Here is an 18,888-nt window from a genome sequence, read left to right as displayed (position 1 = left end):
AGCGAGGCCGCACTCCGGTCCGCACAAGGTTTCTACAGCCGCAGCTGCAGCTGCGTGAGCAGCCGCTGCGCCGGATCCCCGAGATCGACACCGGACACCTCCGCCGCCCGCCGCACGCGGTACCGCACGGTGTTCGGGTGGATGTTCAAGGCCTTCGCGGCCGCGCGCACATCCCCGAACGCGTCGAGGTACGCGAGCACCGCCGGCACGAGGATCCCGCCGTGGTCGACGTCGTGCGCCAGCAGTTCGGTCAGCCGCGGGTCGCGGATGCGCGGCTGGTCCGCGAGGTACGCCAGCACCTCCGACAGCAGCACGTCGGCGCGGACATCCGCCAGCGACGCGACGGCATCGGGCCAACGCCCGCGCGCCATCGCGAGCAGCACGCGGTCCGCGTCGCCCCGGGAGGCCGCCGCGTCGGACAGCCGGGGGACCACACCGCCGAGCGCCGCGCGCACGGGCACGTCGAGGTGCCGCTCCGCCGCCGTCACGATCTCCTTGGCCAGAGCCAGGACTGCCGCGTCCGAATGCTCCGGCAGGTCGGGCAGCAACGCGTAGACGCGCCCGCCCAGCACGCTCACCAGGGCACTGCGCCGGTACGCGGCGGTGTGCACCGCGATCAGGTGCACCAGCTCCGCGCGTCGCAGCAGCCGATCCGACGCGGCGGGGCCGGCCGACGACAGCGCGAACGTCAGCACCTGGGCCGGCCGCGCGGGATCGGCGCCGATGTCGTCGGCCACCGACTCGGCGTCGACGCGGCCCTCCAAGAGGCCGGCCAGCAGGTCTTCACGCAGCCGCAGCTGAGGGCTGGGCAGCGTGCGGGCGCGGATGAGCTGCGGCGCCAGCGTGCGGCTGGCGCCGAGCAGCGCGACTTCGGCCTGCTCGGTGAGCGGCGTGGCGCCCTCCTGCACCCAGATCGTGCCCAGCGGCTGCGACCCCGCGTGGATGCCGGCGGCGATGCGCCGGCGGATGCCCAGCTCCGGCCGCTCGTCGATCCGCACGATGCCCTCGCCCGCGCGCAGCCGCTGGTAGACGCCCCATTCCCGCAGCATCGCCAGGTACCGCTCGGGTCCCTCACGCCCGAGGATCGACAGCCGGCGCAGCTCGTCGACCTCGTCCGACGAGCGCGAATACGCCAGCACGCGGCTCGCGGTGTCCTCGATGCTGACCAGGCCGCCGGTGAGCGTCGCGACCGTCTGGGCCAGGGCGAACAGGTCGCCCAGCACCTCGCCGGTCTCCGCCTCGCCACCCGCGCGGGCCGCGTCGACGACCCCGCGCGCCAGCGCCTCCACCTGCTCCCACCGCGCCTCGGCCCCCACGGTGAGCAGCGCGACGCCGGCGTCGGCCGCCACGTCCGTGCCGCCCTCGCCCTTCACGGCCACCGCGGTCGCTCCGCCGCGCCCGGCCGCCCGGATGGCCGCGGCCGCCGCCCGGCCGCGCGCGCCGATCACCAGCACGAGGTCGCCCGGGTGCGCCTCCGGCGGGTCTTCGGGGTCGAGGATCACCACGTCGTCGACCCGCACGCCCAGCCCTTGGGGCGCCACCAGCACGCGCACGAGCGGCTCGCCCAGGGTCGCCAGCACGTGGCGCAGCGAGGTGGCGGGCAGGCCGTCGGACGCTTCGGCAGTCACCGGATCACCTTCATCCGATCGAACAAGTTCATCACCCTGATTCTAGCCGGTCGGACAAACCTGCCGGCGCTTTCCGGAGTTACCGTTCGGGCATCCCAGCAGTACAGAGCACCAGTACCTAGAAGCACTGCAGAAGAAAGACCAGAGGGAGCCGCCGTGGACGCCGTGACCCAGACACCCACCCCGAAGAACGAGCCGGTGTACACCTACGCACCGGGCAGCGCCGAGCGCGCCGAGCTGGAAGGGGCGCTGAAGAAACTGGGTCAGGCCGGTCCGGTCGACCTGACCGTGACCGTCGGCGGCGAGCAGCGCGCCGGGGGCGGCGAGAAGATCGACGTCGTCGAGCCGCACAACCACGGCCACGTTCTCGGCACCATCTCCAGCGCGTCGAAGGAAGACACCCGCGACGCCATCGCGGCCGCCGGCAAGGCCGCGCCGGAGTGGCGCGCGCTGTCGTTCGACGACCGCGCAGCCGTGCTGCTGCGCGCCGCCGACCTGCTCACCGGCCCGTGGCGCGCCACGCTCAACGCCGCCACCATGCTCGGCCAGTCGAAGACCGCGACGCAGGCCGAGATCGACGCCGCGTGCGAGCTGGCCGACTTCTGGCGCTTCAACGTCGAGTTCGGCCGCCGCATCCTCGCCGAGCAGCCCGCCAGCTCGCCCGGCGTGTGGAACCGCATGGAGCACCGCCCGCTCGAGGGCTTCGTCTACGCGATCACGCCGTTCAACTTCACCGCGATCGCCGGCAACCTGCCCACCGCGCCCGCGCTGATGGGCAACACCGTGCTGTGGAAGCCCTCGCCGACGCAGAGCTTCGCCGCGCACCTGACGATGCGGGTGCTCGAAGAGGCCGGCCTGCCGCCGGGCGTGATCAACCTGCTGCCCGGTGACGGCAAGGCCGTGTCCGAGGTGGCGCTCACGCACCGCGACCTCGCGGGCATCCACTTCACTGGTTCCACGCCGACGTTCCAGCACCTGTGGAGCACCGTCGGCGCGAACATCGCCGGTTACCGCGGCTACCCGCGGCTCGTCGGCGAGACCGGCGGCAAGGACTTCGTGCTCGCGCACCCGTCGGCCGACCTCGACGTGCTGCGCACCGCGCTGGTCCGCGGCGCCTTCGAGTACCAGGGCCAGAAGTGCTCCGCCGCTTCGCGTGCGTACGTGCCGCGCAGCCTGTGGGAGCAGCTGAAGGACGGCCTGGTCAGCGAGACCGAGGCCATCACCTACGGCGACGTCAGCGACCTGTCGCACTTCGGTGGCGCCGTGATCGACCGCCGTGCGTTCGACAAGCACGCGTCGCTGTTCGAGCGCGTGAAGGGCGACGCCGAGGTGGAGATCCTCACCGGCGGCACCGCCGACGACAGCGTGGGCTACTTCGTGCAGCCGACGATCCTCGTGTCGGGCAACCCGAAGCACGAGATCTTCAGCACCGAGTACTTCGGCCCGATCCTGTCGGTCCACGTGTACGAGGACGCGCAGTTCGACGAGATGCTGAAGGTCATCGACGAGACGGCGGCCTACGCGCTCACCGGTTCCGTGATCGCCAACGACCGCACCGCGGTCGCCAAGGCCTCGCAGGCGCTGCGCTACACGGCGGGCAACTTCTACGTCAACGACAAGCCGACCGGCGCCGTTGTCGGGCAGCAGCCGTTCGGCGGGGCCCGTGCTTCGGGCACCAACGACAAGGCCGGCTCGGTCTTCAACCTGCTCCGCTGGACGAGCCCGCGCTCGATCAAGGAGACGTTCGTGCCGCCGACCACCGTGCGCTACCCGCACCAGGGCTGAGGGAGAGACCGCCATGCTTCGTGCCCCGTTGCTCGCCGCTGCTCGATCGAAGCGGATGCGTGCGCTGATCGAAGCCGTGCCCGCGACGCGATCCGTCGTGCGCCGCTTCGTCTCCGGGTCCACGACCGCCGACGCCGTGCGCGCCGCGCGGGAGCTGGCTGCCGACGGCCGGTCGATCACCATCGACCACCTCGGCGAGGACACGACCGACGCCACGCAGGCGGCCGGCACTGTGCGGGCGTACGAGGAACTGCTCTCGGCGCTCGCCGACCAGGGCCTCGCCGCCGGCGCGGACGTCTCGGTGAAGCTCTCGGCTGTCGGGCAGTTTCTGCCCGGCGACGGCGAGGGTGTGGCGCTGGAGAACGCGCGGAAGATCTGCGCGGCGGCCGAGGCCGTCGGCGCGACGGTGACGCTCGACATGGAGGACCACACCACCACGGACTCGACGCTGCAGATCCTGCGGGAGCTGCGGGGCGAGTACCCGTGGGTGGGTGCGGTGCTGCAGGCCTACCTCAAGCGCACCGAGCAGGACTGCCGCGAGCTGTCCGGCCCGGGGTCGCGCGTGCGGCTGTGCAAGGGCGCCTACGCGGAGCCCGAGGAGGTCGCCTTCCAGGACAAGGCCGAGGTCGACAAGTCCTACGTGCGCTGCCTGCGCGTGCTGATGGCGGGCGAGGGCTACCCGATGGTGGCCTCGCACGACCCGCGGATGATCGCCATCGCCCGGCGCCTGGCCGCCGACAACGGCCGCAAGCCCGGCGACCACGAGTTCCAGATGCTCTACGGCATTCGCCCGGAGGAGCAGAAGAAGCTCGCGGCCGAGGGGCGCACCATGCGCGTGTACGTGCCGTGCGGCGACGAGTGGTACGGCTACTTCATGCGCCGGCTCGCCGAGCGTCCGGCCAACCTGGCGTTTTTCCTGCGGGGGCTCATCACCCGATCCTGAGCGCCGAGAACATGCGAAGGCCCCCTCGACCACGTCATCGGTGGTTGAGGGGGCCTTCGTCGTTGGTCGGCCCCTGCTCCGGGGTGGTGCGTCAGGCCTGCTCCTGGGTGGCCTGCTCGGCCTGCTCGGCGGCGGCCTTCTTGACCTCGTCCATGTCGACCTCACGGGCCTGGCGGATGAGGTCCTCCAGCGCCGACTCCGGCAGCGCGCCCGGCTGCGCGTAGATCAGCGTCTTGTCGCGGATCACGGCGAGCGTCGGGATGGAGCGGATGTCGAACGCGGCGGCGAGCTGCTGCTCGGCCTCCGTGTCGACCTTGGCGAAGACGATGTCGGAGTGCTTCTCCGACGACTTGTCATACACCGGCGCGAACTGGCGACACGGCCCGCACCAGCTCGCCCAGAAGTCGATCAGGACGAACTCGTTGTCGGTCACGGTCTGGTCGAAGTTGGCGGTGGTCAGCTCAACGGTGCTCATGCTGTGCTCAACGGACGGCGCCGGGCGGGAATTCCCCGGCGGCGGGTAGCGTCATGGGCCGGTAGTACGAGGTGAGGAGGACACCCATGGCGAATGGCGAGATCCTGGGCCGGATCGACGAACTGATCGCGGAGGAGCACCAGCTGCGCTCGCGGTCGGTCGGTACCGGGTTGTCGGGCGACGACCAGGCGAAGCTGACGACGGTCGAGCAGGAGCTCGACCAGTGCTGGGACCTGCTGCGGCAGCGACGCGCGCGGGTGGAGTTCCATGAGAACCCGGATGACGCGAAGGTGCGGCCGGTGGGCGAGGTTGAGGGGTATCGGCAGTAGGGTTTTTGTGTTTTGTTCTTGTTTGGCCGGCTCGGCGCGCGGGGCGCACCATTGCCGGATATAGGGGTGGGTGGTGGGGCACCCCGATTAATGATTGTCACTACGGTCCGGGTCGGTTTGCCAAGGCGGGAAAGAGTACCTTGACAAACCGACCCGGACCGTGTTGTGGAAAAGAATCGGGGGGCCGGCCGGGGGAAGGTTGCGGGGAGGGGATAGTGGGGTGGTGAGTTGTGTTGCCGGGTGGGGGTTGAGTGGTGGCAAGGGCGGCGTAATTCGGGTGGGTTTGTGGGTTTGAAATCGCTGGCTGCTCAGGTGGTCCCGGTTTGCCCAAGTGTGAGTGGTTTCGCCACTCCTGCAGGCGGCGCCCTTTCGGCTGGGCAAGGCCCAATCCCAGACGCTGACTCAGAGTCCTACAACCTGCGCCCCAATGCGGCGTTCGTTGCGCTCAATGCACCGAACGCCGCATTGGGGCGCTTTGCCGCTACCCGGCCGCCGCCCGCCTGCGCCGCGGCAGCACGCGACCCGCTTCCGCGCTCTCGTGTGACTCTCCAGCCGCCGACCGCTGCCTCGCCTCAGCTTGCGACCGGCCTGCGAGTGCTCTCGCCCCAGCCAACCCCCGCCCGGCAACGCAACTCGCCGCCCCACTCACACTCCCCGTGCTCTTGCCGCTCGCCAGCCGCCACCCGCCCGCATCACCCGGCGCGCACCCACCTCCGCGCGTCCTTGTGGCTCGCCAACGGTCACCCGGCAACGCACCTCACCACCCAACTCGCCGCGGCGTTCTCTTGCCCCCACCCAACTCCCACCGGCAACGCACCTGAACCTCTCCCCACCCCTCCCGCAACCTTCCCCCGGCCGGCCGGCCCGATTCTTTTCCTCAACACGGTAGAGATCGGCTTGTCAAGGTACTCTTTCCCGCCTTGACAAGCCGATCTCTACCGTCGTGACAATCAAAAATCGGGGTGCCCCACCACCGACCCCGTATATCCGGCAATGGTGCGCCCCGCGCGCCGAGCCGTACTACTTCAATCGACGCGAAACCATCTCGGCAATCCAAACCGGCGCATACGGCGACGTACAGTTAGCCGGCGTCGGATAATCCTTCAAGACCCCCAACCTCTCCCCAATGCCCACCGCACGCTCCCGCAACTCCGGATACCTAATCCCAACCTCAGCAAGACAATGATTCATCGCCCACTGCAACCGCTCAGGGGCATCCTTCATCTCACCCTCGATGAGATCAAGCAACCCACCCAGATCCAGCCCATCAGAAGCCTTCACAACCCGATCAGTAGTCAACGCCCACCCAGCACTGGCCACAACTGGATCCGAATCACCGAACCAAGCAACCCGCAACTCCTCGACATGGGGGCTCTTCTTCACCACATACCCCACCAGCCAGTCCTGCACCTTAGGCGTCCGAGCCTCACGCAACATGGCATCCAACTCACCACGCTCGAACAACTTCGGCCGACAGATCAAGATGGCAAGCAACTTGGCATCCGTCAGATCCGTACCCCAGAGCTCACCAGCAAGCTCATGTTGCGGCTTCAACCTCTTCGCCAGCGCACGCAACTTGCTCAGATTCACCGCGTGGTCATCACCGTGCTTCTCGTTCACCGCACGAGACCTCGGGTCCTCCAGGGCGGCCAGTTCGGCCAGCACCTCGGCCACAGCATTGCCGGTCACACCGAACCCCCTGTCAAGCCGGGCACAGAGTCCCGTCGGTAGGAACCTTCCCATCGATCAAAAACGCCTGAACGGCCGACGTCACACACGGCGACTGTCCCACAGCCCCATGCCCGGCCCCCTGCCACGAAACCGTCACCGCACTAGGCATCTGATCCGCAGCGCGCGTGGTCCCGATCTCCGGCGTCACCGGATCAGCAGCCGTCGCGGCAACCAGAATCGGCGGAGCCCCGGGCGCACCAGCGGCAGGCAACGGCTCCCGCCGCACCGGCCAAGCCCCACACCACGCCAGCTCCTGCGCCACGGCCGACCCGAACTGCGGATACTTCGTCCGCATCCCCTCGTCGACCTTGTTGATCTGGTCAGCAGGCAACCGCGTAGCCGCGTCATTGCACCGGGTCGCCATCACGCCACCGATCCGCGACGTGCGCCCCTGCGCATCCACGATCACCGGATCCGCGAACGACTCCAAGGCAGTCACATCACCGGACTTGGCCGCGGCCAGCGCATCGGCAAGCGCCGGCCACCGCGTCCGGTCGGCCAACCCCAGGTACACCGCATAAGTCGCGATACCGGGAGTCACGGTGACCCCATCCGGGGTCGTCTCCGGCGCAGTGCGCAACCGATCGGTCACGGCTTTCAGCGCCGCCTTCGGATCACCCATCGCGCATCCACGAGCCGCGCAATCGGCCCCGAACGCATCCAACGTCGCCTGCGCACCCGCAGCGACTGCGTCCAGCACTGCAGCACGGTCCTGACCAGGGTCAGGCAAGCCGTCCAGAACCATGCGCCCGACCTGCGCCGGATAGCGCACGGCGTACTCCGACAGCACCTTCGAGCCATCACCCCGGCCGAGGGCGTTGAGGTGCGGCACGCCGAGCTGGGTCCGCAGCTCCTCCAGATCACCCGCGGTGCGCCAGCTGTCCAGCGCCGTTTGGGCCGTGTCGAGGTCGATGGCGCACTGCTGGCCGGCGCGGCGGGACGCGTCGAGGACGTCGGTGAGGTCGCCCTGGGCCGGGTCGGCGCCGAGCAGGGCTTCGCGGGCCTCCGGGGGCACGCACTGCACGCCGCCCGAGAGTCCGGTGCCGCGGCGGTCGACGCCGATCAGCGAGAACTTCTGCAGGAACGCGGGGGGCAGCTGCGAGGCCAGGCGCGCGGCGAAGACGGAGCCGGGTTCGCCGCCGACGTCGTTCACGACCACCAGAGGGATCGGGCCGTCGCCGGCCTTGAGTACGAGGATGCGGGCGAGCAGGTGCTGTGTGTCGTCGGGCGCGTCGAGCGGGCTGGTCAGGCGCGCGCACGTGAAGTGCAGCGAGTCCGGCGCGGCGGGGGAGCCCATGCGCTGGCGGGTGTCCTCGTCGCAGTCGGTCCAGCGCAGGCTGGGCGACTGCGGTTGCGCGAGGGGCGGCAACGGCACGGGCGCGGCGCTCGACGCGGGCGGCTGGGTGACCTGACCGTCGTTGTCCACCACGGCCGGGCGCACCGACGGGCCCGTGGTGCAGCCCGCGACGGTCAACGCACCCACGAGCACCGCCACCAGGGCACGCAGACGGGGGCGGCTGGTGGAACGGCGGCGCACGGGCTGATCCTCACGTGGTGTCGATGGAGCTGTCCGACGAGCTTGGCACGCCGGGTGTGACGCGGAAGTTAGCGGGTCCGCACGACCTCGCCGCGGAACACGGCCGACAGGTCGTACCGCGCGGGTTCGTCCAGCTGCGCGTAGCCGCACGACGCCGGTTCGCGGTCCGGGCGCCACCGCTTGAACTGCGCGGTGTGCCGGAACCGCGCGGGCTCGCCGCCCTCGGTGTGCTCGTAGCCGACCTCGACCACGCGCTCCAGCTTCAGCGGCACCCATTCGTGCTCGGTCGAGCGCCAGCGCGTGATGCCGCCGGGGATCCGCTGGCCCTCGCGTACGGCGTCGCCCACCCACGGGTGGCCCTCGCCGTCGGTGATCAGCGGGGCCAGCTCCTCGGCCAGCTCTCGGCGCCGCTTGACCGGGAACGACCCGACCACGCCGACGTGGTGCAGCAGCCCTTCGGGGTCGTACAGCCCGAGCAGGAACGATCCGACGGCCTCACCCGGCTCGCCGTCGACGTGCCAGCGCAGTCCGGCCAACACGCAGTCCGCCGTGCGGGAGTGCTTGTACTTGAACAGCACGCGCTTGCCCGGCGAGTACGGCTCGTCGAGCGGCTTGCCGATCACGCCGTCGAGCCCGGCGCCCTCGAACAGCTCGAACCAGTGCCGCGCGGTGTCCGGATCGGTCGTGGCCGGCGTCAAGTGCACGCCCTCGCCCGCGATGCCTTCCAGCCGCGCGCGCCGCGCCGACGTCGGTTCGTCCACGAAGGACTCCGAGCCCAGCGCGAGCACGTCGAACGCCACGAACTCCGCGGGCGTCTCCTTCGCCAGCAGCTGCACGCGGGAGTCGGCCGGGTGGATGCGCTCGGTCAGCGCGTCGAAGTCGAGCTTGCCGCCGCGGCCCACGACCAGCTCGCCGTCGAGAACGACCTGCTCGGGCAGCGTCGCCAGCAGCCGCTCCACAACTTCGGGGAAGTAGCGGTTGAGCGGCTTTTCGGCGCGCGACTGCAGGGTGAGCTCGTCGCCGTCGCGGAAGACCAGGCAGCGGAACCCGTCCCACTTGGGCTCGAACAGCAGCCCGCCGGAGTCGGGGATCGCCTTCGCCGGTTTGGCGAGCATGGGCTTGATCGGAGCCTGCACGGGGAGGGCCATGCGGGCATTCTGTGCGAAACGCGCGGTCAGCGCACGCGTGCCGGGCCCGTCGTGTCGAGTTCGAGCCGCACGGCCGTGGGCAGCGAGTCGAGCCCGAGCGCCTCGCGGGCGCGGGTGAGCACGTACGTGTCGAGGTCGGTCCAGATGCGCCGGACGTCGGTGCCTTCGCTCAGCCACAGCGTCACGCGCAGCGCCGGCTCGGCCGACGTGCCGACCGCGCGCGCCCTCGCCCGGGTGACGCCGGCGATGGCCTCGGCGTCGGTCTGCACCGCGCCCGCGAGCGCGTCGGCGGTCACCGTGAGCTCGGCGCCCGGTGTCTCGTCGAGCGCCAGGTCGGGACGGCGTTCGGGGCGCAGCGAGCGGAAGAACCACCACAGCCCCAGCACGAACAGCAGCACACCGAGCACGACGGCGCCGATCCGCGCGTACAGCTGGTGCCCGGCCAGCCAGCTCACGGCCATCGGGTCGAGCAGCGGCCGCTGCGCGCGGAACTCGCCGAGCCAACCCTGCCCGACCACGAGGGCGGCCGCGCCCGCGAGGACCGCGACCAGACCGGTCAGGAGCGTCAGCGTGCGTTCGGCGCTGTGTGAACGGCCCAGGGCGCGGCGGGCGGTGGAGCGGCTCATCGGCGGTCCTTCGGTGAGTCGACGACCACGGACACCTTCGGCCGGCGTTCGAGCGGGACGTCGTCCAGCACCGTCGCGACGGTCTCCAGCAGCCGCGGCCGCAGCTGGTCCTCGTTCTCCAGCCGGCTGGTGGCGCGCACGCGCACCTTCCGGGCGCTTGCGGTCACACTCGCGCCGGTGACGTTGGCCTGCGCGCGCACGGCGAGCCCGACCAGGCGCGCGAGCGCCCGCGGCGACGTGCTCACGCAGATCCCGTCGGCCGGGTCGGTCATCCGCACGGCGCGGCTGCCCGCGGTGAGGGCGAACAGCACGAACAGCAGCCCGGCCACGAGCACGATCACCGCTGTGACCCGCACGGACGTGCTGGTCCACGGCAGCCCGGCGAGGTCTTCGCGCCAGCGTTCCCACGGCACGATCAGCGGCGCGCGGCCCGGCTGCCACGAGCGCCACCCGACCTCGATCGCGAGCAGGGCCCCGCCGGCCGCGACGGCCAGACCGAGCACAGTGGACAGGAACCGCACGAGGAACCGCATCAGTGCACCCGCGGCCGGACGTCGGGCAGCAGCGCGGAAACCGTCACCGCGATCGAGCGCACGTGATACGCCGTGATTCGCTCGACCTCCTCGGTCACTTTCGCACGCACGTCACCCGTCACGGTCCGGACCGGCGCCGGGTACTGCAATGCCAGCTCCAGCACCAGGTCCACGTCGTTGTCCTCGCCGCCGACCTTCGCGCTCGCCCCCGAGCGGCCGCGCGTGAGGCCGGCGACGCGGCGTTCGGTCTGCACGGTGCCGGGCACGAGGTCCGCGGCGTGCTGCGCGACCTTGCGCACCACCGCGTGCGCGATGCTCAGGCTGCCGCGCTCCTCGGGTTCGGCCAGGTCGCCGCGGGGCAGGTCGACCTGGAGCGGCCGGCCGGTCACTTGTCGCGGCCCCGGCCGAAGAGGTCGCCGAGGTCGAGCTCACCGTCGACGACGCGGCCGATGACCAGCCCCACGACCCCCACGGCGAACGTGACCAGGAAGGCGGTGAACCCCTGGGTTGCGGCGAGGCCGAGAATCAGTCCGGCGAGGATCCCGGTCTGCGTTGCGTTCAACGTTTCCTCCTGGTGCTGGCTAATCGGAGAGCTATGCAGTGCTACTCGACGCGGGAGGACTCGGGTTCGTCGTCCTCGTCGGGCAGGTGGACGTCGTTGACCGCGATGTTCACCTCGATCACCTCGAGCGCGGTGATCTGCTCCACGGCCTCGATCACGTTGCGCCGCACGGCTCGCGACACCTCGACGATCCGCGCGCCGTACTCCACGACCAGGTCGAGGTCGATCGCCGTCTGCTTCTCGCCCACCTCGACGGCGACGCCGGCGGTGGACGTCGTGCCGGAGCCGGGGATCCGCTCCTTCAACGCGCCGAACGCGCGGGACACCCCGCCGCCCAGCGCGTGGACACCGGCGATCTCGCGCGCCGCGAGCCCGGCGACCTTCTGCACCACCAGCGACGAGATCGTGGTCCGGCCCGCGGACCCCTCCTCGTTGAGCGGCGTGGTGATCGCGGTTCCCGGAACATCGGTCCGGCGGGGGCTCGGCTGCACCATGGAGTTCGCTCCTCGCTGTCGGTGGGGGACGGCGCCGCTGGTGTCGGCGCCGGAAGCTTGCCCACTCCTACGATGTCCGAACCGGGGAAAAGCTCACGGCGGGTCACTCGGACGGGTGAGTTCGACCCGGTGAGCGGTCGGTTCGGTGCGAGGAAACGACCGTGGCCGCGGTGTGGACGCGGCCGGGTGAGTCGGAAATTTTGCTGCGCCGGCTGGGCGCGACTGGTGGCCGACGCCGAGGACGACATCGCTGCCGGCGGCCACACTTGGGCTCCGAGTGGAACCGCGCAGCGGACTGCGCGAGGAAACGACCGTGGCCGCCAGGAGGTGCGGCCTCAGAGATTCAGAGCTTGCGCGCCACGCCGCCCGCGATGATCTGCTGCGCGATCGTCGCCTTCGTGAACCGCGGGCCGTCGGGCCACCACTCGGCCACGGGCACGACGTCGGCGTCGCCGGCGGCGCCGGACGGGATGATCTCCAGCTCGTGGAACAGCTCGCGGATCTCGGTCTTGGTGCGCGCGGTGATGTCGCGCATGGAGCCGCGGCGGATGACCTCGAGGGTCGCCTGCAGCGTGGAGTCGTACTCGGAGCCGTCGTCCGGGTCGAGCACGTGGCTGATCACCACGAACGAGCCCGGCGGCAGGCGGTCGATGAACTGCTTGGTCACCTCGGCCGGCCGGCTCCGGTCGCCCGTGTAGTGGTGCAGTGCGGCCACGAACAGCAGCGCGATCGGCTGCGACCAGTCGAGCGCGCCGAGCACCTCGGGGTTGTCGAGGATGGTTTCGGGCTCGAAGATGTCGGCCTGCACGAACTTCGTGTTGTTGTTCTCCTCCAGCAGCGCGCGTCCGTGGGCGGCCACGACCGGGTCGTAGTCGATGTAGACGACCTTCGCCTCGGGGTGGAAGCGCTGCACCACCTGGTGCACGTTCTCGGCGGTCGGCAGGCCCGAGCCGCAGTCGAGGAACTGGCGCACCTCGGTGTTGTTCGCGAGGAAGCGGCACACCCGGGTCAGGAAGTTGCGGTTCTCCCAGGCGACGTCGGGTACCTCCGGCATCGCGGCGATGATCCGCTCGGCCTCGTGGCGGTCGACGTCGAAGTTGTCCTTGCCGCCCAGCAGGTAGTCGTACACACGCGCGACGAACGCTCGGGTCGGGTCCACTCCCACGGGGGTGTTGTCCGATTCGAGCACCACGCGATCCTCCTGATAGCGAGACAGGCAAGACACTGTGACTGACGCGGCACCGAGGGTAGCGCCACCAGGTCCAGGGCCGAAAGCCGACCGCGCGGGGTTGCTCCGCTTGGCCGGTGAGGGCGGGTTCTTCAGCCGGGACGCACGTCGACGACGTGGACGTTGACCCGCGGCGGCCGCGCCCGCAGCAGCCGGGTGAGCTCTGTGGTCAGGCAGTGCTGCAGCACGCGCGCGGCTTCGTCGGCGATCACGCCGAACCGGATCGTGGCCAGGATCTGCAGCTCGCCGTCGGCCAGGGCGACGGCGGAAATCGTGACCCCGTCGACGTCTTCGGCCTGATCGGCGGCCACGGTGCCGGCCAGGCGGAGCAACGCGGCTGCCGAAACGGTCAGCACGCCGTCGTCACCGGGCAGCTGGAGCGGTGGGCCCTGGCGGACCACGGTCAGTGAGCGGAGCACGCGGTCGACCAGGCCGGGCGGCGTCGCGACGTGGCGGCGGGCGGTGGCGCGCACGAGGTCCCAGCGAGGATCCCGTTCGGGGTCCTCCGGGCCGCCGGCGCCCTCGTCCGTCATCACCGCTCCCTCAGCTGGCCGAGCAGCGCCACCCTGGCCCGGTGCAGGCGCGAGCGCAAGGCCGGGACCCCGACTTCGAGCACTTCGGCCACTTCTTCGTAGCTGAGCCCCTCGAGTTCGCGCAGCACCAGCGGCACGCGCTGCGCCACGTCGAGCCGGGCGATCGCCCGCAGCACGGCGTCCACCTGCTCGGCGTGCACGACCTGGCGTTCGGGTGTGCCGTCGGCGACGAGGCCCGGCGCCTCGGCGATCGACACGCTTTCGATCGACACGGTGGGGCGATGGCGGCGCAGCAGGTCGAGGGCGCCGTTGGTGACCACGCGGTAGAGCCACGTGGACACCGCCGACTCGTGGCGGAACGTCGCGAGCGACCGCCACGCGGCCAGCCACGCCTCCTGCACCACGTCCTCGGCTTCGGCCGGACGGCCGGTGATCCGCAGCGCGACGCGGTACATCATCGGCGTGTGCCGGCGCACCAGCGCGTCGAACGCGGCGTGGTCACCCGCCGCCGCGGCCGCGACGAGGGCCTCGCTGTCGGCCATCAGCCGCTGCCCCGCCGGTAGCGCAGCAGGGTGAAGCCGTCGTCCACGAGGATCGACGCGAGCTCCATCCGGCGCGGCGGCCGCGCGGCCGGTCCCGCCGCGATCCGGCCCGCGTCGCCGCCGACGAGCAGCGGGGCGACGGTGAGGTTGAGCTGGTCGACGAGGCCGGCCGCGATCATCGCCGCGAACAACGCAGGCCCGCCTTCGCAGTCCACGCGCCGCAGGCCGCGTTCGGCCAGCATCGCCAGCGCTCGCGGCAGATCCACGTCTTCGTCACCGGCCACGAGCACTTCGGCGCCGGCTTCCCGCACCGCCGCGGTGTCGGCGCGCGAAGTGGTGACGACCAACGGCGGCACGTGCGAGTCCGTGAACAACGGGCCCGCCGGATCAAGTGCACCCGTGCGCGTGACGACGGCGATGGGCGGCACCGGCGCCAGGCCCAGCCGCGCGCGCCGGGCCGAACGCACCGCGTTGGTCCGGGCCCCGCGGTAGTTCTCGGCGCGCGCGGTGCCGGCGCCGACGAGGATCACGTCGGCGAGGTCGCGGGCGAGCAGGAACACACGGCGGTCGGCCGGGTGCGAAAGGCCCTTCGACAGCTCATCCACGGCCACCGCGCCGTCGGCCGACGCCACGAAGTTGACCTGCACGAACGGGCCGGTCAGGTCTTCGGGGTAGCCGTAGACGCGCTCCAGATCCTCGTCGGACAAGGGCCCGGTCCCGCCCGGTGATGGTGGCCACACGCTCCGCACGTCCGCTATCCCAGCACGGGCACCGACCCCGCCCCGACCGGGGGATACGCGGGTGCGGACACCCGGACCGGCCCCACGTGGGCGCTGGCTAGGCTCTGCAGCCATGCCCCCAGCTGCCCTGACGGACCGGTTTCCCGAGCTCGGGGCCGACGAGCTGATCTCCTCGCTGGTGCCGCCGCCGCGGTTCGGCGAGGCTCGGTTCTCCACGTACCTCCCGAACCCCGACGAGCCGAGCCAGGCCGCGGCCGTGAAGTCGTGTTCGGCGTTCGCCGGGCGCATCGGGGACCGGCCGGCGAAGAAGTCGCGCCTGCGTTCGCTCTTCGGCGGCGGCGAGGCCGCCCCGGCCGGGCCGATGGGCCTCTACCTCGACGGCGGGTTCGGCGTGGGCAAGACCCACCTGCTCGCGTCGGCCTGGCACGACGCGCCTTCGCCCAAGGCGTACGGCACCTTTGTGGAACTCACGCACCTCGTCGGCGCGCTCGGGTTCGCCGAGGCCGTGCGGCGCCTGTCGGAGCACCGGCTGCTCGCGATCGACGAGTTCGAGCTCGACGACCCCGGCGACACCACACTCGTGAGCCGGCTGCTTCAGGAGCTCACCGACGCGGGCGTGTACATCGCCGCGACGTCCAACACGCTGCCCGACAAGCTCGGCGAGGGCCGCTTCGCCGCCGAGGACTTCCTGCGCGAGATCCAGGCGCTCTCGCGCCGCTTCGAAGTGGTGCGCGTGGACGGGCCGGACTACCGCCACCGCGGCTTGCCCGACGCGCCGCCGCCGGTGAGCGACGAGGAGCTCGACGCGTCGGCCGCCGCGCACGAGGGGTCCACTGTGGACGAATTCGACGCGCTCGTGGCGCACTTGGCGAAGCTGCACCCGTCGCGCTACGGCAAGCTGCTCGACGGCGTGCGGCGCGTGCACCTCAAGCACGTGACGCCGGCGCCGGACCAGAACGTGGGGCTGCGGCTCGTGGCGTTCGCCGACCGGCTCTACGACCGCGCGATCCCCGTGGTGGTGTCGGGCGTGCCGCTGCCGGAGCTGTTCACCGAGGAGATGGTGAACGGCGGCTACCGCAAGAAGTACCTGCGCGCGGTCAGCCGGCTGACGGCGCTGGCACGCGACGCGGTGTGACGGCCCGCAGGCCGGTCACGACGGCGGTGGCGAAGAACGTGCCGCCGACGATGTCCGTGAGGTAGTGGTAGCCGAGGCCGATCATGCCGATCGCCGCGCAGCACAGGAGAACCACGCCGAGCACGACGGTGACCACCTTCGGGCGCGCCAGCAGGACCAGCACGACGAGCACCGTCACCAGGCTCACCGTGTGGCCGCTGGGGTAGACGAGGATGTCGTTCTTCCAGCGGTCGAACAGCGGTTTGAGCACCCAGGTGTTCAGCGCGACGGCGAGCGCCGGGCCCGCGGCGGCCAGCAGCGCGTCGGTACGGCGGCGCAGGTACAGGCAGGTGCCGGCGATGACCACGATGGCCGGGATCAGCACGTACGGCTCGGTCGGCAGCACGAGCACGTTCAGCGTGGTGTGGCCCAGGCCGGCGATCGCTTGCGCGGCCCACGCGTCGAGCGCGCCGGGGGAGTGCCCGCCCGCGTAGGCGAGTCCCAGTGCGACGGTCGCCAGCGCACAGAGCACGGCGACGAGCGCCAGAACACGGCTCACGGTTCTCCCCTCCCCGGAGCGAGCCTACGCGGATGGCGGGTGGCGCCGATGACCCGGCTTCGGCCACGATCACGGGCGGGAGCACGAGCGGAGGGAGCGGCATGCGGATCACCGTGGCCGGCGGCGGGGTCGTCGGGCTGAGCTGCGCGTACCGGCTGGCCGAGGCGGGCCACAGCGTCACGGTCGTGACGGCGGGCAAACCGGCGGAGACGACGTCGGCCGTGGCCGGCGGGCTGATCTACCCGCCGGTGGCGCGGCCCGACGAGCGCGTGGTGCGCTGGACCGAGACCACCGTCGGCGTGTACCGCTCGCTGCTCGCGGCGCCCGGGATCCGGTTCCTGCCGGGCTGGATCCGTGTTGCCGAAGACGTGCCCGATCCCCGCTGGCTCACCGCGATGACCGACGTGTCGCGCGAGGGTTCGGTGCTCGCCTTCACCACGGCGCTCGTGGACACGCCGGTGTACCTGACGTGGCTGGCCGAGCAGGTCGCCGCGCTGGGCGTGCGGACCGAGTACCGCACGGTCACCTCGCTGGCCGACGCCGACGTCGTCGTCAACGCCACCGGCCTCGCCGGGGGCACCCTCGCGGGCGACGACACCCTCGTGCCGGTGCGCGGCCAGGTCGTGCACCTCGCCGACCCGGGCCTCACGTCCTGGTCGGTGGAGGAAGCCGACGGCGACCTGACCTACGTGATCCCCCACGGCCGCCACGTCGTGTGCGGCGGCACTGAAGAGATCGGCCGCAACGACCTCGAACCGGACCCCACCGTCGCGGCGGCGATCGTGCGCCGGTGCCGCGACCTGGAACCGCGCCTGGCCGACGCCGCCGTCCTCGGCACGCGCGTGGGCCTGCGCCCGGGCCGTCCGAGCGTGCGTCTGGAACGTACCGGCGACGTCATCCACTGCTACGGCCACGGCGGCGCGGGGATCACGCTGGCGTGGGGCTGTGCGGAGGATGTGGCTGAACTCGTCGGCTAGGTGTGGGTCAGTCGGTCGCGGTCAGCTCGTGAACTCCGCGTGATCCGCCTCCGTCTGATCGGCGTAGCGCACCGCATACGCGCCGATCGCCTCGTCCAGGTCCTCGTCGTCGGCGAAGTAGCCGGCGAGCAGCTGCGGGTGCAGCGAGCGCGTGTGAGCGCGGGCGAGGAGGGCGCCCGCGAGGCGGCCGTAGTCGTCGAGGTGGTCCTTGCGCAGGGCGGCCGGGTCGATGGCGCCCTTGAGGTTGCGGAACTGCCGTACCACGAACGGGATTCCGTCGATCGTCGTCCAGCCCAGCAGGATGTCGGTCTCGGCTTGGACGAGGCGGGCGCCGTGGACGATGCGGCGGCCCTCGTGCTCGACCGGTGCCACGTCGAGGTACGGCGCCAGCGCCGACGGCTGGGCCTGTTTCACTTGCAGCACCAGGTCTTCGTCCTCGTTGCCGTGCAGTAGCACGACGTAGCTACGCAGCCCGACGCTGCCCGTGCCGACCACGCGGAACGCGACGTCGGCCACGCGGTAGCGCGACACGAGCGTGCGCCGTGACTCGCGCAGGGTGTCCACATAGGACTCCAGCCCGGCAATGATCGAGGAGGCCGCGGCATCGTCCACGTGCGTGAGCACGGGCGGGTCCTCGACGAACCGGTGGCGCGCCAGGCCGGTCTCGTGGTCGTCGACGTGGCGGGTCCACTTGGCCACGACCTTGGCGCTGGTGTTGCGGCGCGCCTTCTCCTCGGCTTCGGCGAAGTCGTCGATCAGCTCGTCGGCGCGCGCCCGCGAAACGGCCGACGCGTCGGGCAACGCGTTCCACGACTGCAGGAACGGCAGCTCCGCCAGAGCGCGGATCGTGCGCCGGTAGGACTTCACCGCGTCCTCCGCGGCTTCGCGGCACGCCGCGGAGCCGATCCCGCCTTCGCGCCCGGCGAGCACGAGGCTCGCCGACAGCCGCTTGAGGTCCCACTCCCACGGCCCGGGGGCGGTTTCGTCGAAGTCGTTGACGTCCATCACGATCCGGCCTTCAGGCGTGCCGTACAGCCCGAAGTTGGCCGCGTGCGCGTCGCCGCACAGCTGCGCGGTGAGCCCCGACGACGGCGACCCCGCGAGGTCCGCCGCCATCAGCCCGGCCGCGCCGCGGAAGAACGTGAACGGCGACGCCGCCATCCGCTCCCGCCGCAGCTCCACCAGCTCGGGCAGCCGCCCGGCGTTGCTCGCCTCGAAGTACTCCCGCACACCCGGCCGGCCGGCGCCCGCCGCCGCGTGGTCGTGCGCCTCGACCGGCGCCCGCTCCCGCAGCGTCTTGCCCCGCGCGTACAGCTGCGCCGGGTCGACGTCGTCCGTGCCGACCAGCGGGCGTTCCACCCAGTCCCCTCGTCCCATACCGGACCCAACGAGCGAACCGGGCGA

The 18,888-nt window shown here is 71.4% G+C and carries 21 protein-coding genes; 5 read left to right on the top strand and 16 right to left on the bottom strand.

Features of this window, described 5'->3' with window-relative positions; genetic code table 11:
- Positions 1-32: 32 nt before the first annotated feature.
- On the bottom strand, positions 33-1,628 hold the full coding sequence (locus QRX50_RS43650) for a PucR family transcriptional regulator (protein WP_285968928.1): 1,596 nt from the start codon (positions 1,626-1,628) through the stop codon (positions 33-35).
- Between the two features lie 156 nt (positions 1,629-1,784).
- On the opposite strand from QRX50_RS43650, the gene pruA reads away from it, so the two are divergent.
- Together pruA and QRX50_RS43640 are read left to right on the top strand one after the other, a co-directional pair.
- Positions 1,785-3,413 carry an L-glutamate gamma-semialdehyde dehydrogenase gene (pruA, locus tag QRX50_RS43645; RefSeq protein ID WP_285968927.1) on the top strand — a complete coding sequence of 543 codons (1,629 nt, stop codon included), beginning with the start codon at positions 1,785-1,787 and terminating at the stop codon, positions 3,411-3,413.
- Positions 3,414-3,426: 13 nt separating this feature from the next.
- Positions 3,427-4,356 (top strand): proline dehydrogenase family protein, encoded by a 930-nt coding sequence (locus QRX50_RS43640; protein WP_285968926.1) that lies wholly within the window; start codon positions 3,427-3,429, stop codon positions 4,354-4,356.
- A 91-nt stretch (positions 4,357-4,447) separates the two neighbouring features.
- On the opposite strand, the gene trxA is transcribed toward QRX50_RS43640, so the two are convergent.
- On the bottom strand, positions 4,448-4,831 hold the full coding sequence (gene trxA, locus QRX50_RS43635; protein ID WP_285968925.1) for a thioredoxin: 384 nt from the start codon (positions 4,829-4,831) through the stop codon (positions 4,448-4,450).
- 86 nt (positions 4,832-4,917) lie between these two features.
- On the opposite strand from trxA, the gene QRX50_RS43630 reads away from it, so the two are divergent.
- Positions 4,918-5,160 (top strand): DUF2630 family protein, encoded by a 243-nt coding sequence (locus QRX50_RS43630; protein WP_285968924.1) that lies wholly within the window; start codon positions 4,918-4,920, stop codon positions 5,158-5,160.
- 1,020 nt (positions 5,161-6,180) lie between these two features.
- Here the strand turns inward: QRX50_RS43630 and QRX50_RS43625 are convergent.
- The 12 genes from QRX50_RS43625 to QRX50_RS43570 all read right to left on the bottom strand — a co-directional run bounded on the left by QRX50_RS43625 (position 6,181) and on the right by QRX50_RS43570 (position 14,843).
- Positions 6,181-6,849, bottom strand: a complete 669-nt coding sequence (locus QRX50_RS43625) for a DNA alkylation repair protein (RefSeq protein ID WP_285968923.1) — start codon at positions 6,847-6,849, stop codon at positions 6,181-6,183.
- A gap of 13 nt (positions 6,850-6,862) precedes the next feature.
- Entirely contained in the window at positions 6,863-8,428 is a 1,566-nt protein-coding gene (locus QRX50_RS43620; RefSeq protein WP_285968922.1) for an alpha/beta hydrolase, read from the bottom strand.
- Positions 8,429-8,496: 68 nt separating this feature from the next.
- Entirely contained in the window at positions 8,497-9,576 is a 1,080-nt protein-coding gene (locus QRX50_RS43615) for an ATP-dependent DNA ligase (RefSeq protein ID WP_285968921.1), read from the bottom strand.
- Positions 9,577-9,602: 26 nt separating this feature from the next.
- Positions 9,603-10,202, bottom strand: a complete 600-nt coding sequence (locus QRX50_RS43610; RefSeq protein ID WP_285968920.1) for an alkaline shock response membrane anchor protein AmaP — start codon at positions 10,200-10,202, stop codon at positions 9,603-9,605.
- Positions 10,199-10,735, bottom strand: coding sequence for a DUF6286 domain-containing protein (locus tag QRX50_RS43605; RefSeq protein WP_285968919.1), 537 nt, complete (start codon positions 10,733-10,735; stop codon positions 10,199-10,201). Before QRX50_RS43605 ends, QRX50_RS43610 begins: the two co-directional genes overlap by 4 nt.
- Complete coding sequence (locus QRX50_RS43600; RefSeq protein ID WP_285968918.1) at positions 10,735-11,124, bottom strand: Asp23/Gls24 family envelope stress response protein; 390 nt, start codon at positions 11,122-11,124, stop codon at positions 10,735-10,737. The genes QRX50_RS43605 and QRX50_RS43600 overlap by 1 nt, the downstream gene beginning before the upstream one ends.
- Positions 11,121-11,297, bottom strand: coding sequence for a hypothetical protein (locus QRX50_RS43595; protein WP_220238397.1), 177 nt, complete (start codon positions 11,295-11,297; stop codon positions 11,121-11,123). Before QRX50_RS43595 ends, QRX50_RS43600 begins: the two co-directional genes overlap by 4 nt.
- A 41-nt stretch (positions 11,298-11,338) precedes the next feature.
- Positions 11,339-11,791, bottom strand: coding sequence for an Asp23/Gls24 family envelope stress response protein (locus tag QRX50_RS43590; protein WP_220238398.1), 453 nt, complete (start codon positions 11,789-11,791; stop codon positions 11,339-11,341).
- Positions 11,792-12,134: 343 nt separating this feature from the next.
- On the bottom strand, positions 12,135-12,956 hold the full coding sequence (locus tag QRX50_RS43585) for an SAM-dependent methyltransferase (RefSeq protein WP_434533386.1): 822 nt from the start codon (positions 12,954-12,956) through the stop codon (positions 12,135-12,137).
- A gap of 155 nt (positions 12,957-13,111) precedes the next feature.
- Positions 13,112-13,552 (bottom strand): hypothetical protein, encoded by a 441-nt coding sequence (locus QRX50_RS43580; protein ID WP_285968917.1) that lies wholly within the window; start codon positions 13,550-13,552, stop codon positions 13,112-13,114.
- A complete protein-coding gene (locus QRX50_RS43575) occupies positions 13,552-14,094 on the bottom strand; it encodes an RNA polymerase sigma factor (RefSeq protein ID WP_285968916.1) in 543 nt (180 codons plus the stop codon). Before QRX50_RS43575 ends, QRX50_RS43580 begins: the two co-directional genes overlap by 1 nt.
- The gene (locus QRX50_RS43570; RefSeq protein ID WP_285968915.1) at positions 14,094-14,843 is read right to left on the bottom strand and encodes a pyrimidine reductase family protein; all 750 of its coding nucleotides are present in this window, start codon (positions 14,841-14,843) and stop codon (positions 14,094-14,096) included. Before QRX50_RS43570 ends, QRX50_RS43575 begins: the two co-directional genes overlap by 1 nt.
- A 103-nt stretch (positions 14,844-14,946) precedes the next feature.
- On the opposite strand from QRX50_RS43570, the gene zapE reads away from it, so the two are divergent.
- On the top strand, positions 14,947-15,969 hold the full coding sequence (zapE, locus tag QRX50_RS43565) for a cell division protein ZapE (protein ID WP_285968914.1): 1,023 nt from the start codon (positions 14,947-14,949) through the stop codon (positions 15,967-15,969).
- On the opposite strand, the gene QRX50_RS43560 is transcribed toward zapE, so the two are convergent.
- Entirely contained in the window at positions 15,932-16,507 is a 576-nt protein-coding gene (locus tag QRX50_RS43560; RefSeq protein WP_285968913.1) for a phosphatase PAP2 family protein, read from the bottom strand. The two genes, zapE and QRX50_RS43560, sit on opposite strands and share 38 nt — an antisense overlap.
- A 101-nt stretch (positions 16,508-16,608) precedes the next feature.
- Here QRX50_RS43560 and QRX50_RS43555 point away from each other — a divergent pair, with 101 nt between their 5' ends.
- A complete protein-coding gene (locus QRX50_RS43555; protein ID WP_285968912.1) occupies positions 16,609-17,484 on the top strand; it encodes an FAD-dependent oxidoreductase in 876 nt (291 codons plus the stop codon).
- A 21-nt stretch (positions 17,485-17,505) separates the two neighbouring features.
- Here QRX50_RS43555 and QRX50_RS43550 read toward each other — a convergent pair whose 3' ends face one another.
- Entirely contained in the window at positions 17,506-18,861 is a 1,356-nt protein-coding gene (locus QRX50_RS43550; RefSeq protein WP_285968911.1) for a DUF2252 domain-containing protein, read from the bottom strand.
- Positions 18,862-18,888: the final 27 nt, after the last annotated feature.

The sequence above is a fragment of the Amycolatopsis sp. 2-15 genome (assembly GCF_030285625.1).
Classification (GTDB): Bacteria; Actinomycetota; Actinomycetes; order Mycobacteriales; family Pseudonocardiaceae; genus Amycolatopsis; species Amycolatopsis carbonis.
This window is presented reverse-complemented; position numbering and strand designations above follow the sequence as displayed.